A 16,824-nucleotide genomic window follows, 5' to 3' on the forward strand; every position below is an offset into this window, starting at 1 on the left:
GATGCTTCCTCGAACAGGCCTTATACATAGATGCAACCGGGTAGCAGTGTTCGAAAAGCAGGTTGAATGTGGGGGCGAGTCCATACATAGGACCGGCTTTAGCCGGGAAGAGGCCAGTATGAATACCACACATCTGCGGTGTGACACCCGACGCTTTCCCGGCTGAAGCCGGTCCTACAAAGGTGAGCCTGCCGCACTAGCAGGCGCGCCGCAGTTTTATAGTAGGACCGGCTTTAGCCGGGAAGAGGCCAGTGTGAACACCACACATCTGCGGTGTGACACCCGACGCTTTCCCGGCTGAAGCCGGTCCTACAACGAGCGGGGCCAGTCCCACAGCCGTCAACCATCTACCATCAACGCTCGTGCAATGCCTCGGCGCGGGCTTTGAGGACGGGTTTGAGCATGTAGCTCAGGATGGTTTTCTTGCCAGTGATGATGTCCACCGAGGCGACCATGCCGGGGATGATCAGCAGCGGGTGCTCATCGGTGCCGAGGTGGCTGCGGTCGGTGCGCAGTTTGATCACGTAGAAGGTGTTCTTCTTCTCTTCGTCCTGAATGGTGTCAGCACCGATCTGTTCCAGCTTGCCTTTCAGCCCGCCATAAATCGTGTAGTCATACGCGGTGAACTTGATCATCGCCTCCTGCCCCGGGTGCAGGAAGGCAATGTCTTGCGGGCGAATGCGCGCTTCTACCAACAGCGTGTCATCCAGCGGCACGACTTCGGCGATGTCGCTGCCCGGCTGAATAACACCGCCAACAGTGTTGACCAGCATCTGCTTGACCACGCCGCGCACCGGCGATGTCACCATTGTGCGGTTCACGCGGTCTTCAAGGCCCTTGGCCGTCGACTGCGCTTTGGAAAGGTTGGTGCGCGCTTCATTCAGTTGCGTCAGCGCGTCGCTGCGGAATTTGCCACGGGTTTCATCGATCTTGCGCTGCACTTCGGCAATCGCCGCCTGTGCGCGAGGGATCGCCAGCGTGGTGCCGTCCAGCTGACCACGGGTTTCCACCTCGGAGCGTTTCAGACGAAGGATGTCCACCGGCGACACCGCGCCCTGTGACACCAACGGCTCGGACATGCCGATCTCCTGGCGCAACAGGGCCAGGCTGCTGCGGTACTGCTCCTGCTTGGAAGCAAATTCGCGCAACTCCTGCTGGCGTTGAATCAGTTGCTGCTGCAAACCACCGACCTCATCGACCAACTGCTGACGGCGGCTCTTGTACAGCGACTCTTCGTTGGACGCCTGATTCGGCACCAACTTGCGCGCTTCGGCGCTGATGTTCAGTGGCCGATCGTCAACCTCGGCGCTCAGGCGCTCGACGCGCAACTGCATCGCCAGACGATCAGCTTCAGTCTCACCCACGTTGGACGCAAAGCGCGTGTCGTCGAGACGAATCAGCGGGGCGCCGGCGTCGACAATCTGCCCGTCGTGGGCATAGATCTGCGCGACGATGCCGCCTTCCAGGTTCTGGATTTTCTGGATCTTGGTCGACGGAATGGCCTTGCCCTCGCCCTTCGTCACTTCATCGATCACGGCGTAGTTAGCCCACACCAGCAAGAAAACGAAGAACAGGATCACGGCCCAGATGGTCAGCCGCACGATGCGCGGGGCGTCGTCGACCAGTGCCTTTTTGACTTCCGGCAGCGCCTGGCCTTCGAGAGAAGGCGAGCCTTTGAAATAGCCGAAGATGCCGCCACCGGAGTTTTGACCTGACTTAAGCAACACTGATCTGCCCCTTCTTCAACGCTTCCATAACGGCGGCTTTCGGGCCGTCGGCCACGATCTGGCCGCGGTCGATGACCACCAGGCGATCAACCAGGCTGAGCAACGAAGCTCGGTGTGTCACAAGAATCACGGTCTTTTTCTCGATAACGCCATGCAGGCGCTGCTTCAAACGTTCTTCGCCGGTGTTGTCCATGGCGCTGGTGGGTTCGTCGAGCAACAGGATCGGCGGATCGAGCAACAAGGCCCGCGCCAGCGCAACGTTCTGCCGTTGACCACCGGACAGGTTCTGCCCGCGCTCGCCCACCTGCAACTCATAGCCCTGGGGATGCAGGCTGGCGAATTCATGCACGCCGGCCAGTTCAGCGGCCTGCAGCACCATCTCGTCGTCCACGTAACGCGCGCCGGAAATCAGATTGTCCCGCAGCGTCCCTGATAACAGTTGAATGTCCTGGGCCACGTAGCCGATGTTGTGGCGCACTTCGCTGACGTCGATCTGACGAATGTCGACGCCATCCACCAGCAGCGAGCCTTCGTCCGGCTGATACAGACCCACCAGCAGTTTGGCCAGGGAGCTTTTCCCAGAACCGCTACGGCCGATGATCCCGACCTTCTCGCCCGGGCGGATCACCAGATTGATGTTGCGCAGGGCCAGGTTCTGCTGGTTCGGGTACGTGAACTCCAGATTGCGGAATTCCATGGCGCCCTGTAGGACCTGACGGCTGAGCGGACGCTCGTCGAAGTTGCGTTCCTGGGGCAGCTCCATCATCTGATCGACCGAGACCATGGTGACTTTCGCTTGCTGATACCGGGTCAGCAGGCCGGACAGTTGCGCCAAGGGGCCCAGAGCGCGACCGCTGAGCATGTAGCACGCCACCAGGCCGCCCATGCTGAGGACGCCGTCCATGATCATGTAAACGCCGAAACAGATCATCGCCACGCCTGCCAGTTGCTGGATCAGCAGGGTGATGTTCATGGCCAGACCGGAAAGCACTTTGACGCGCAATTCCAGGCGGCTGAGCGTGCCGATGGTGTGTTCCCACTGGTACTGACGCTCGCTCTCGGCGTTGTTGACCTTCACGGCGTCGAGGCCGGCGAGGGTTTCAATCAGGCTCGACTGACGCTCGGCCCCCAGCGCCATGGTGCGTTCAAGGGTGGAGGTCAGCGGCTTTTGCAGGAAGTGGCCGATGCCCAGCGCCAGCGGGAAGGCAATGATCGGAATCCACACCAGATGCCCGCCCAGCAGCGCGATCACCAACAGGATGATCAGCGTGAACGGCAGGTCAATGAGGCTGGTCAGGGTCAGCGACGTGAGGAAGTCACGCATGCCCTGAAACTCATGGATGTTCTGGGCGTAGCTGCCGACCCGCGCCGGGCGAAACTTCATCGCCATGCCGACGATACGTTCGAACAGCGTGGCGGAAATGATCAGGTCGGTTTTCTTGCCGGCCAGGTCCAGGCACAGACTGCGCAGGCCCTTGAGCAAAAGATCAAACAGGAACGCGCCACAGATGCCGGTCGCCAGCACCCACAATGTTGCGGTGGCCTGGTTGGGCACGACACGGTCGTAGACGTTCATGACAAAAAGAGGGGTAGCCAGCGCGATCAGGTTGATCACGAAGCTGGCAGCGATCGCGTCGACGTAAAGCCAGCGAGACAGCTTGAGGGTGTCCTTGAACCAGGAACGAGCGCGCGGGATGAGCGAGCCCTGGGTGACGTCAAATTTATGTTGCGGCTGTGCGAAAAACACCCGACCGCTGTAATCCTGCGCCAGCGCTTCGGTTTCGATCAGCACTTCGCCGCCGTTGCTTTCGCTGATCAGCAGGCGGGCAGACTCGCCCTCCCAACCGAGCAGAACGGCAGAGCGCCCTTCCTTCAGCAGCAGCAAGGCGGGCAATGCGATCTCGGGAATCTGGGTGAGTTTGCGTTGCAGCAAACGCCCCTGCAAACCTGCCCGGGCTGCGGCGCGAGGCAGCAAATCCGGGCTCAAGCGTTGGTCGGGCAATGGCAGACCGGTGGTCAGCATGGCCCGGCTCGCCGGTTTGTGATGCAGGGCACAGAGTGTCAGCAGCCCGTCGAGTAACGGATCGTCGTGCTGGCTGCGTGGATCATGACCTAATTGAGCCGAAGGTAATTCCAAGTCCACGCTGACACTCTCTTTCTTAACAGTTAAAAGAAGCTGACCCCGTCAAGAATCAGTTCATGCCCGGCAGCTGAACGGTCGGTTTCACATCGTTCTGCACAACCGATGCCATCGGCGCGACGACGCCCTGGCTTTTCAGCAGCGTGCCCATGTCCGCCTTGATGCGGTATTGGGTGTACATCTGCAGGTTTTTCAGCTGCATCAGACGCTGTTGCGCGGTGAACAACTCGTTCTCGCTGTCGAGAAGGTCGAGCAGGGTACGCTCTCCCAGACTGAATTGCTGCTGGTACGAGGTACGCACGCTGTTGGCACGCTCGACGTACTGCTGAGCGATCGGCAGCTGGGCGTTGGCGTTGTTGTAGGCGTTCCAGGCCAGGCCCAGTTCTTCGTTCAACTGACGCAGCGCGTTGTTGCGGATATCCAGCGCCTGGCTCGACAGGTACGACTTCGACTGCAGGTCGGCCTTGTTGCTGCCGCCGGCGTACAGATTGAAGCGCATGCGCACCATGGCTTCCCAGCCATTGTTGTGGCCTTCGTCGCCGCCAATGTTGTTATCGGCATTGCGGCCCAGTTCTGCATCGAAACGCGGGTAGTAATTGGACTGCGCCGAGGTGTACTGCTTTTCAGCGGCCACGATGTCGGATTCGGCCGAGCGCAGCACCGGGCTGTTCTCCAGCATCTGGCGACGGGCTTCGTTCAGATCGGCAGGCATCATCGCGAACGGCGACGGCGCTTCAAGTTGGTCAGCTTCCAGACCAACGGCACTCAAGTAATTGGTTTGGGCGTCGGCCAGATTGGTTTGTTCGGTGATCAGGTTGTTGCGGGCTTGTGCCAGACGGGCATCGGCCTGGTCCATATCGGCCATACGACCCACGCCGCGGGAAGTGCGCAGTTTGATTTGGTCGTAAATACGTTCGTGACTCTTCAGGTTCTCTTCGGCCAGCCGAACCATTTCACGTTGAGTCAAAACATCCAGATAGACCTGCGCAACTGTCAACGCCGTACGTTCGGTTGTATTTAACAGCGAGTATGCCCGGGAATTGGCGGTGGCTTGTTGACGCGCAACTTCGTTACTTGTTGCGTAGCCGTCAAACAGCATTTGCTGAAGACGGATTTGCGCTTCGCCGCGGTCCAGCGTCTGGTAGTCGTGACGACCGGTCGAGGCACGGGTGCTTGGCGTATCGGAACCGGCCCGGCCGTAGCCCGCCGTGACATCGACCCGCGGCAGGTAGCCGCCTCGTGCAGCGCGCAGCGCATAGTCCTGGGCGATACGGGCATTAATGCCGGCCTGCACCTCGGGATGCTCGTCCATGGCTTTCTGCATGGCGGACTGTAGCGTCTGGGCCTGAACGAAACCGGCACAAAGGATGAGGGGTACAGCAGTGAAGAGGTGCTTACGCATTTTGGTGGTTTCCCGAGAACGTACTTGTTCAAAATGCAGCAATACACACTGCCGCATCGTAAAAATGGCCATTGAAGTGATCGTTTCGAGAGTGTTCTGAAGGGCGCTTGCGATCACACTGCAGAAATACGCGATCTCATCAAATATCAATGTGACATTACGGAAGCGATTGTTTAGGATGTCGCCGAATAGGTCAATACTTTGGCAGAAAGTTAATTCCTGTGCCGACCTGCTGTTAATAAATTGGCGCCAGATTACGTGCAACTTAATTAGTTCCCTAAGTTGTTATCTGGCGCCGGAACAAATGCGAATCTTTACGTATTCCAGTAATGAAGCGGCGTTAGTTAAGGCCGGTCGGCATGATGGATACCAACTGAACGGTAATTTCGGAGAGTCACCCCCATGAGCAGTGTTGTTGCCATCGTCAAAAGCATTGTTGGCCAAGTCGTCGCAGTTTCCCCGGAAGGGATTCGTCGTGTGCTCATTGAGGGTGACCGGTTGTTCACCGGCGAGCAGGTTCTGACAGGCCCGGGAGGCGCAGTCACGCTGCAGCTTGCCGATGGCCGTCAGCTGGACATCGGCCGTGACAGCCAGTGGAGCGCAGACGCACCGGCTTCTACGACCAACCTTGCCGAAGCCACCGCGCAAGCCGCACCGTCCGTTGCGGAATTGCAGCAGGCGATCGCGGCCGGCGCCGACCCGACCAAAGACCTCGAAGCCACTGCGGCAGGTCCGCAAGCGGCACCAGGTGATGGCGGCAATGCAGGCGGCGGCCACAGCGTGGTGATGCTCACCGAGACCGCGGGCGAAGTGAATCCGACCATCGGCTTCCCGACCAACGGCCTGGCGGCAACGGCTGTGCCCCCTCCTACCCTGAGCAACGGTCTGGCGATCGACAACGGCAATGGCAACGGCACCCCCGCCGCGCCGCAGCCTGCCGGCACCCTGACACTGACCGCTACCCAGACGCTGACCGAAGCCGGCGGCGCGCTGGTGTACACGGCAAACGTCACTCAGGCGCCGACTTCGGACCTGACAGTCACCCTGTCCAACGGATCGACCATTGTCATTCGTGGCGGCGACACGTCGGGCTCGACCACTGTTCAAGTGGCTGACACCAATACGCCGTACATCGACCCTTCAGTTATCAGCACGACCATCACTGGCACAACGGGCGGTGGCGGCCTGATCGTGACGACCGATCCGACGCCGGCGGTAACCACCATCACCGACACCATCGACACCACCTTTGCCAGCATCACCGGCACTCAGTCGGTGATTGAAGGCCAGGCCGCCACGTACACCATTACGCTGAGCAACCCGGCGCAGACCGAAGTCACGATCAACCTGACCTACAGCGGCACCGCTACCGACGGCAGCGACTACACACAAGTGGTCAGCGTGAGGATCCCTGCCAACAGCAGCAGCGTCACCTTCGACCTGAACACCCTGAATGACACGATCCCGGAAGGCGTTGAAAACGTCACCGTGGCGATCGGCGCCATCAGCGGCGGCAACTTCGAGAACGTCGCTGTCAGCCCGACCAACGGCAGCGTCACTACCACCATCATCGACAACGACGCTCTGCCGGTTGTCGATCCCAATGGTGGCGCCAACGGCACCAACAGCGAAACCACCTTCACCGAAGGCCAGGCTGGCGTTTCGATCGCCGACCAGTTGACCGTTACGGACGCCGACAGCCCGACGCTGCAAGGCGCGAAAGTCACCCTGACCAACGCTCAGGACGCCGACAGCCTGGTGGTGGGCAGCCCGAACGCGAACATCGCGGTCAGCACCGCCACCGTCAACGGCCAGATCGTACTGACCCTGACCGGCGCCGCCACCGCAGCCGAATACGACGCCGTGATCAAGTCGATCACCTTCCAGAACAGCAGCGAAGACCCGAGCGTTGCCGATCGCACCATCACTGTGACCGTCAATGACGGCCAGAACGACTCCGCACCGGCCACCAGCATCGTGCACGTCGTCGCCGTCAACGACGCCCCGACCGTGTCCTTCACCAGCACCGATTACGTCGAAAACGGCGCGCCTCAGGCACTGGTCAACAACCTGCAGATCGGCGACGTCGACGGCGGTCAGTTGAGCGGCGCGAAGATCACCGTGACCGGCGTTCAGGCCGAAGACCTGATCGCATCGCCGTCCTTCCAGGGCGGCAACAGCGGCACCACGGCTTCGGGCATCAGCTACACGCTGGGCAACGACGCCAACGGTAACGTCGTCATTCAGTTGAACGGCAACGCCTCGATCGCCGACTACACCACGCTGATCAACTCGATCACCTACGCCAACAGCAGTGACGCGCCGATCACCACCCCACGGGGCGTGACCATCGAAGTGACTGACGTGGACACCCACGGCACCAACAATCTGACGGGCAGCGCCACCGGCGAAGTCGCCATCACGCCGGTCAACGACGCACCGACCGTCATCGACGCATCGGGCCAAGGCGACGAAGACACCGCCATTGCGGTCAGGCTGACCGGCACTGACGTCGACGGCACCATCGACCACTTCAACCTGGTCAGCCTGGCGGCCAACGGCACGTTCTACGCCGATGCTGCCGGTACCCAGGCGCTGACCAGCCTCAGCAACATCGCCGCCACAGCCAACGGCGCAACGATCTACTTCAAGCCGAACGCCAATTGGGCGGGCGACACCAGCTTCACCTACACCGCAGTCGACAACCAGGGCCTGCAAACTGGCGCGCCAGCCAACGGCGTCATTAACGTCACGCCAGTGGCCGATGCGCCGATCGTCACCGTTGCTGACGCCCAAGGTAATGAAGACTCGGCGATCAAGCTGACCCTGAGCATCGCGCTGGTCGACACCGACGGCTCCGAATCCCTGGGCCCGCTGGTTGTGTCCGGCATTCCCGTCGGCGCCGTGCTGACGGATGGCACCCACAGCTACACCTCGATTCCGACAGGCGACGGTGCTGTTTATATCGACGGTTGGGACCTGAACAACCTGACGATCACCCCGCCGAAAGACTTCAACGGCCCGATCACCCTGCAAGTCAGCTCGACGTCGACCGAAGGCGCCAACCAGGATTCGGCCACCACGACACAGGCGCTGATCGTCAATGTGACGCCTGTGAACGACGGCCCGGCGGTCAACTTCGACAGCGTGACGTACACCGAAAACGGTGCGCCGATCGCGCTGGTGAACAATTTCAGCATCACCGACATCGACAGCACGCAACTGAGCAGCGCGAAAATCACGCTGACCGGTGTTCAGGCTGAGGACCTGGTGGTGTCTCAGTACTACAAAGGCGGCACCACCGGCCTTACCGACCTGGGCATCACCTACACCCTGAGCAACGACGCCAGCGGCAACATCGTGATCGACCTGACGGGCAACGCCTCGGTCGCCAACTATGAAACCCTGATCAAGTCGCTCACGTACGCTGACAACAGCGAAAACCCGAGCACCGTACCGCGTGGCGTGAGCATCTCGGTTACCGACCTCGACGCCAACGGCACCACTAACCTGACCGCCGTGCACGACGGCCAGATCAACGTGATTGCCGTCAACGACGCTCCGACCGTGAACGCGGCTCTGGGCCAGGGCGACGAAGACACTGCGATCGCGGTCAACCTGACCGGCGCTGATGTCGACGGCACCATCGACCACTTCAATCTGGTCACCATGGCCGAGCACGGCACGTTCTACGCCGACGCCGCCGGTACCCAGGCGCTGACCAACCTCAGCAATATCGCCGCCAGCAACAACAGCGCGACGATCTACTTCAAGCCGGATGCCAACTGGGCCGGTGACACCAGCTTCACCTACACCGCGGTCGACAATCAGGGCCTGCAAACTGGCGCGCCAGCCAACGGCGTCATCAACGTCACGCCGGTGGCAGACGCCCCGATCGTCACCGTTGCCGACGCCCAAGGTAATGAAGACTCCGCGATCAAGCTGAACGTCAGCACCGCGCTGGTCGACACTGACGGCTCGGAATCTCTCGGCCCGTTCGTGGTGTCCGGTATTCCAGTCGGCGCCGTGCTGACGGATGGCACCCACAGCTACACCTCGATTCCGACCGGCGACGGCGCTGTCTACATTAATGGCTGGGACCTGACCAACCTGACGATCACGCCGCCGAAAGATTTCAACGGCTCGATCAACCTGCAGGTGAGCTCGACGTCCACCGAGCTGACCGGCCAGTCTGCGACCACGACTCAGTCCCTGAATGTGACCGTCGGCCCGGTCAACGACGCACCGACCGTTACTTTCACCAACCCTGATTACGTCGAAAACGGCGCACCTCAGGCACTGGTCAGCAACCTGCAGATCGGCGACGTCGACAGCAGCCAGCTGAGCAGCGCGAAAATCACGCTGACCGGCATTCAGGCCGAAGACCTGATCGTTTCCCAGTACTACACCGGTGCAAACAGTGGCACCACCACTCTGGGCATCAGCTACAACCTCAGCAACGATGCCGATGGCAACATTATCATCGACCTGACCGGCAAGGCGTCGATCGCTGACTACACCACGCTGATCAACTCAATCACCTACGCCAACAGCAGTGACGCCCCGATCACCACCCCACGCGGCGTGACCATCGAAGTGACCGACGCTGATGCCAATGGCACCAACAACCTGTCGGGCAGCGCCACTGGCCAGATCGGCATCACGCCGGTCAACGACGCGCCGGTCGTGAACAACACCGCAGGCAAGGGCGACGAAGACACGCCGATTGCCGTCAAGCTGTCGGGCGGTGACGTTGATGGCACCATCGACCACTTCAATCTGGTGTCGATGGCCAGCAACGGCAAGTTCTACGCTGACGCTGCAGGGACTCAAGAGCTGACCAACCTCAGCAACATCGCCGCCACCAACAACAGCGCGACGATTTACTTCAAGCCAACCGAAAACTGGGCGGGCGTCACCAGCGATTTCACCTACACCGCTGTCGACAATCAGGGCCTGGCCAGCACACCGGCAACCGGAAACATCAGCGTCACACCGGTGGCCGATGCCCCAATCGTCACCGTTGCCAACGCACAAGGTAATGAAGACTCGGCGATCAAGCTGAACGTGAGCACCGCGCTGGTCGACACAGACGGCTCGGAATCCCTGGGCCCGTTCGTGGTGTCCGGTATTCCAGTGGGCGCCGTGCTGACGGATGGCACCCACAGCTACACCTCGATTCCGACCGGCGACGGCGCTGTCTACATCAATGGCTGGGATCTGACCAACCTGACGATCACGCCGCCGAAAGACTTCAACGGCTCGATCAACTTGCAAGTGAGCTCGACCTCCACCGAGCTGACCGGCCAATCGGCAACCACGACTCAGTCCCTGACCGTGAACGTCGCGTCGGTGAACGATGCGCCAGTGGTCAACTTCGACAGCACCACTTACACCGAAAACGGTGCGCCGATCGCGATCGTCAACAACTTCAGCATCACCGACGTCGACAGCACTGAATTGACCAGCGCGAAGATCACGCTGACCGGTATTCAGGCTGAAGACCTGATCGTTTCCCAGTACTACAAAGGCGGCAGCGACGGCACCGCGGGTACCACCGATCTGGGTATCAGCTACAAGCTGAGCAACGACGCCGACGGCAACATCGTTATCGATCTGACTGGCAAGGCTTCGGTTGCTGACTACGAAACCCTGATCAAGTCGATCACTTACGCCGACAACAGCGAAAACCCAAGCACTGCACCACGCGGCGTGACCATCGCTGTGACCGACGCAGATGCCAGTGGCACCAACAACCTGACCGTCGTTCACGACAGCCAGATGAACATGATCGCCGTCAACGACGCTCCAGTGGTCAACGCTGCATCGGGCCAGGGCAACGAAGACACCACCATCGCGGTCAAGCTGTCTGGCTCTGACGTCGACGGCACCATTGACCACTTCAACCTGGTCAACACGCCAGCCAACGGCACCTTCTACTCCGATGCCGCCGGCACTCAGCCGCTGACCAACTTGAACAACATCGCTGCGAACAACAATGGCGCGACGATCTACTTCAAGCCGGACGCGAACTGGGCGGGCGATACCACCTTCACCTACACCGCTGTTGATAACGAGAACCTGCCAGCCGGCACCACCGCAACTGGCACCATCAACGTCACGCCGGTGGCTGATGCCCCGACCGTCACCGTCAGCAACGCCCAGGGCGATGAAGACACCGCGATCCAGATCAATGTCAGCACTGCACTGGTCGACACCGACGGTTCGGAAAGCCTGAGCGGCCTGACCGTGGGCGGCATTCCGGTTGGCGCTGTGCTGACCGATGGCAAAAACAGCTACACCTCGATCCCGACCGGCGACGGCAAAGTCGTCATCGATGGCTGGGACCTGACCACGCTGACCCTGACGCCACCGGCTGACTTCAACGGTTCGATCACCTTGCAGGTGAGCTCGACGTCGACTGAACTCACCGGGCAGAAAGCAACCGCCACCGGCTCGCTGACCGTCAACGTTGCCGCAGTGAACGACGCGCCAGTGGTCAACACCGCCACAGGCACTGGCAACGAAGACACCCTCGTTGCCGTCAAGCTGACCGGCTCTGACGTCGACGGAACCATTGACCACTTCACCTTGGTCAACACGCCTGCCAACGGCACGTTCTACTCCGACGCGGCCGGCACTCAGCCGCTGACCGGGACCACCAACATCCCCGCCACCGACAACGGCGCGACGGTCTACTTCAAGCCGGACGCGAACTGGAATGGCAGCACGCCGTTCACCTACACCGCCGTTGACAACCAGGGCCTGGCGTCCACGACTCCGGCAACCGGCACCATCACGGTCACGGCCGTCAACGACGCGCCTGTGGTCAACTTCGGCAGCATCACTTACACCGAAAACGGTGCGCCAATTGCGATCGTCAAAGACTTCAGCATCGCTGACGTCGACAGCACTGAGCTGACCAGCGCGAAGATCACGCTGACCGGCATCCAGGCTGAAGACCTGATCGTTTCCCAGTACTACAAAGGCGGCAGCGACGGCACCGCCGGTACCACCGATCTGGGTATCAGCTACAAGCTGAGCAACGACGCCAACGGCAATATCGTCATCGACTTGACCGGCAAGGCTTCGGTGGCCAATTACGAAACCCTGATCAAGTCGATTACCTACGCCGACAACAGCGATAACCCGAGCACTGCGCCACGCGGTGTGACCATCGCTGTGACCGATGCTGATGCGAACGGCAGCAACAACCTGACCGTCGTTCACAACAGCCAGATCAACGTGATTGCCGTCAACGATGCCCCAGTCATCGGCCACACCGGCAGCGGCAAACAGTTCGGCAACACCTGGAACGAAACCGCCGTGGGTGGCGATGTCACCGCGCCGGGCAAAGGCCCGGGTCAGATCGCTCGCGATTTCACCCTGAACGACGCTGACAGCACCTCGCTGAAGAGCGCGACCGTCACGCTGACCAACTTCAAGGACGGCGACGTCCTGAATGTCGGCAAACCGGGCGCCCTGACCTACACCGTCAGTGATGTAAAAGATGCTTCCGGCGCGGTGACCGGCAAGACCATCACCTTTGGTGCAGGCACTGCGGCCCAGTACCAGACGGCGATTCAGTCGATCACTTTCGACAGCACGTCCCATGATCCGTCGAAAGAAAACCGCCTCATCAACATCACTGTTGATGACGGCAGCACGGTCAACAACATCGCGTCCACGACCTCGACGATCCACATCACCACGGTCAACGATGTACCGACCGTGAGCACTGCATCGGTCGGCTTCACCGAAAACGATGCAGCGGTCTCGATCGTCAAGAACCTGAACCTGGCCGACGTCGACAACACCACCCTGAGCAAGGCCGTGGTTTCGGTCGATGTGAAGGCAGGCGACGTGCTGACGTTCACCGGCACTGCGCCGAAAGGCGTCAGCGTGGTAGAAACTCACAACGCCGACGGTCTGGTGAACGGCTTCCAGATCAAGGGCATCGCGTCCATTGACCAGTACAAGGCGCTGATCCAGTCGATCACCTTCAACAGCCCAGGCGACAACCCTCAGGCGGGTGACCGTGCCGTAACCGTCCAAGTGACCGACTCCGGCGCGAAAGGCGACGGTACAGGCACGCAGGATTCGCTGGTTGCCGGCAGCACAATCACCGTCACCGCGGTGAACGACGCTCCGGTCATCGGCCACACCGGCGATGGCAAGGAATTCGGCAACACCTGGAACGAAACCTTGGTCGGCGGCGATGTCACTGCGCCGGGCAAAGGCCCAGGCTTGATCGCTCGCGACTTCACCGTCAGCGATGCCGACAGCCCGACGCTGCAAAGCGCTACGGTCACACTGACCAACTACAAGGCGGGTGATCTGCTGGCGATCGGCAACACCGCTGGCCTGAGCGTCACTACCACCGATATCGTCACCAACAACGTTGTGACCGGCAAGGTCATCACGTTCGGTGCGGGCACGGCGGCTCAGTACCAGACGGCGATCTCGTCGATCACTTTCGACAGCACGTCCCACGACCCTGTCAAAGACGACCGCATCATCAATATCAGCGTCAACGACGGCAGCGCCACTAACAACATCGTCAACACCACGTCGACGATTCACATCACGACGGTCAACGATGTTCCAGTGGCCGATGCCACAACCGGCAGTGGTAACGAAGACAGCCCGGCCATCGCCGTGACGCTGAGCGCGACCGACGTGGACAGCACAATCGACCACTTCAACCTGGTCGACATGGCGGCACACGGCACCTTCTACGCCGATGCAGCCGGCAAGGTCGCGCTGACCAGCCTGAGCAACATCGTCGCAGTCGGCAACGCTGCAACGGTGTACTTCAAGCCAGCCGCCGATTGGGCGGGCAGCACCTCGTTCACCTACAAGGCCGTGGACGATCAGGGTCTGGCGAGTTCGGTCAACGCCACCGGCACCATCAGCGTGGCACCTGTTGCCGACCAACCGCTGGTGACGCTGGGTTCCGGCGTGGTTCAGTCGACCGGTCTGGTGAAAGACGTTTATGTCGGCACGCTGAAGAACATGGGCACCGACGGCAACGGCGCCAACGAAGCGACCATCAAGGCCGGCTTCAACACCACCGTGGATCCGACCACGCATAGCGTCGCAAGCGGTGCACAGGACTCGTCCGTCGCGGTCGGCACCGGCACCAAGCTATCCGGCCTGATTTACATGGAAGCCGGCCACACCTACACCTTCTCCGGCACCGCGGACGACAGTCTGTTGATCACCGTAGGCGGTCAGACCGCAGCCAACGCCACATGGGGCGCGGGCGGCAAGATTCAGAGTGCGGGCTTCACGCCGACGGAGTCCGGCTACTACACCCTGGACGTCTACCACTACAACCAGGCAGGTCCGGGCAGCTACAACATCAGCCTGACCGACAAGAACATCAGCACCGGCGCCTCCCAGACCGTGGCCCTGAACGGCAGCAACGTGCTGCTGTTCGCAACGGCCGATGACCTCAAGGCTTCCGGCCTGAACGTCTCGCCGTTGCACGAAGGCACGGTTGGCAGCGGTGAGGGCTATTACACCGGTTACGAGCTGAACCACGGCACCGAAGGCACCGCGATCAAGCTGAGCCCGGTCAAAGCGGTGTTCGGTGACAGCCTCGACGGTTCGGAGACTCACGTCACCACCCTGAGCGGCGGCGCACCGGCCGGCTCGATCCTGACCGACGCCGCGGGCCACACGGCCACCGTGACGACTCACGTCGAAGACGGCAAAACCGTGATGGACACGATCGACGTCAGCAACTTCGACCTGTCGACGCTGAGCATCACCACGCCTGATTACTTCAGCGGCAAGTTCACGCTCAACGTCACGGCGACGGCGACCGAAGCAAACGTTCCAGGCGTCCCAAGCGCGCTGGCCAGCGCCAGCGACAGCAAGGCGATCACCGTCACCGTCGAGTCTCAGACCTACAACTCGAGTGAAGGCCTGGCCGGCACCGATCCGACGCCGATCACTGGCACCACCGGTGGCGACATCATCGTTGGCGACGTCAGCGGCACGACCATCGTGCAGGGCAAGAGCTACAACATCGCCTTCATCGTCGACAGCTCGGGCAGCATGGGCAAATCCCTCGACACGGCGAAAACCCAGCTGCAGTCGGTCTTCGAGAAACTGGCGAACGGTGCTCAGACGGCCAACGCCGGCAAGATCAACGTGCTGCTGGTGGATTTCGATACCAACGTGCGCTCGACCGTTTCTGTGGACATGTCTGACAAGGCTGCCGCCTTGAAAACCCTGGCCGCTGCTCTGGCGACCATGACATCGGGCGGTACCACCAACTACGAAGATGCCTTCAAGACCACGGCGAACTGGTTCGCCGGTTTGAACAGCACCAACCCGACGGGCGAGAACCGCACCTACTTCATCACCGACGGCGAGCCTAACGTTTACCAGAACACCAGCACGGTGCTCGGTACGGTGAACGGCACGGCCATCACATTGGCGACGGGCCTGGAAAGCTGGCATCTGGGCAGCACGTATTCGGTGAACGGCAAAGTCGCCATCGACACCGTGGGCCACGTTTACAGCTACGCCAGCAGCACGACCGGCAAGCTGATGGGCACCCTCGCCAGTCATGCCGACGGCAAGGGCGGTACGGAATACAGCCTGAATTCGCCTGAAACCAACGGCAGCAGCGTCGTGCTGGCTGAAGCGGACACCGGTTACGCGCTGTTGCTGAAGCAGTCGCCGACCATCGAAGCGATCGGCCTGAACTCGGCGGTCAAGACGAGCACGCTCAATCACTACGACAGCGACGGTCACGCGCAGACCAACGTCAACGCTGACGATCTGGCGAAAGCGGTACTGGGCGACCAGAAAGATATCGCGCCGGGCAGTGACACCCTCAACGGTGGCGACGGCAATGACATCCTGTTCGGTGACCTGATCACCTTCAACACCCAGGGCGGCATTACGGCGCTGAAGGCGTTTGCGGCGGACACGCTGCACGTCAACGTGTCGACCATCGATGACAAGACGCTGCATTCGTTCGTGACCAACAACCTTGACGCAGTGGCTCACTTGGCCAATTCGTCGTCGACCTCCCAGGACGGCAACGACACCCTGCTGGGCGGCAATGGCAATGACATTCTGTTCGGCCAGGGTGGCAACGACATCCTCAATGGTGGCAACGGCAACGACATTCTGATCGGTGGTAAAGGCAACGACATCCTCACCGGTGGCGCAGGTGCCGATACGTTCGCCTGGAAAGCAGGCGACACCAACAGCGGTGGCTTTGACGTGATCAAGGACTTCAACAAGGGCGAAGGCGACCGGATCGACCTGCGTGACCTGCTGCAGGGTGAAGACACCGACACCCTCAGCAAGTACCTGCAAGTCACCAACGATGGCCGTGACACCATTCTGCAAGTCAGCACCACCGGACAGTTCGCGTCGAACGTGACCGCAGCCGCCGCTGCCAACACGGCCGACGTGCACATCAAGGTGGAGGGCGTGACCTGGAGCAATGCCATGGTCAACTCGCTGGTGAGCGGTGCGGATCCGACCATCAAAGTCGATCACCACTGATAGCTGAGTCGCGAGAGCTG

General features: G+C 60.9%; 4 protein-coding genes. 1 reads left to right on the plus strand and 3 read right to left on the minus strand.

Annotated features, from left to right (window positions below; genetic code table 11):
* Positions 1-353 precede the first annotated feature (353 nt).
* The 3 genes from SLW74_RS25020 to SLW74_RS25030 are packed head-to-tail and all read right to left on the minus strand — an operon-like array spanning position 354 to position 5,269.
* Positions 354-1,727 (minus strand): HlyD family type I secretion periplasmic adaptor subunit, encoded by a 1,374-nt coding sequence (locus tag SLW74_RS25020; RefSeq protein WP_192133626.1) that lies wholly within the window; start codon positions 1,725-1,727, stop codon positions 354-356.
* Positions 1,717-3,870 (minus strand): type I secretion system permease/ATPase, encoded by a 2,154-nt coding sequence (locus SLW74_RS25025; RefSeq protein WP_192133623.1) that lies wholly within the window; start codon positions 3,868-3,870, stop codon positions 1,717-1,719. The genes SLW74_RS25020 and SLW74_RS25025 overlap by 11 nt, the downstream gene beginning before the upstream one ends.
* A 49-nt stretch (positions 3,871-3,919) precedes the next feature.
* Positions 3,920-5,269 (minus strand): TolC family outer membrane protein, encoded by a 1,350-nt coding sequence (locus SLW74_RS25030; RefSeq protein WP_192133622.1) that lies wholly within the window; start codon positions 5,267-5,269, stop codon positions 3,920-3,922.
* A gap of 402 nt (positions 5,270-5,671) precedes the next feature.
* Between SLW74_RS25030 and SLW74_RS25035 the strand changes: the two genes are divergently transcribed.
* Positions 5,672-16,804 carry a retention module-containing protein gene (locus SLW74_RS25035; RefSeq protein ID WP_410930438.1) on the plus strand — a complete coding sequence of 3,711 codons (11,133 nt, stop codon included), beginning with the start codon at positions 5,672-5,674 and terminating at the stop codon, positions 16,802-16,804.
* Positions 16,805-16,824: the final 20 nt, after the last annotated feature.

It is taken from the genome of Pseudomonas sp. W5-36 (assembly GCF_046540455.1).
GTDB lineage: Bacteria > Pseudomonadota > Gammaproteobacteria > Pseudomonadales > Pseudomonadaceae > Aquipseudomonas > Aquipseudomonas graminis_B.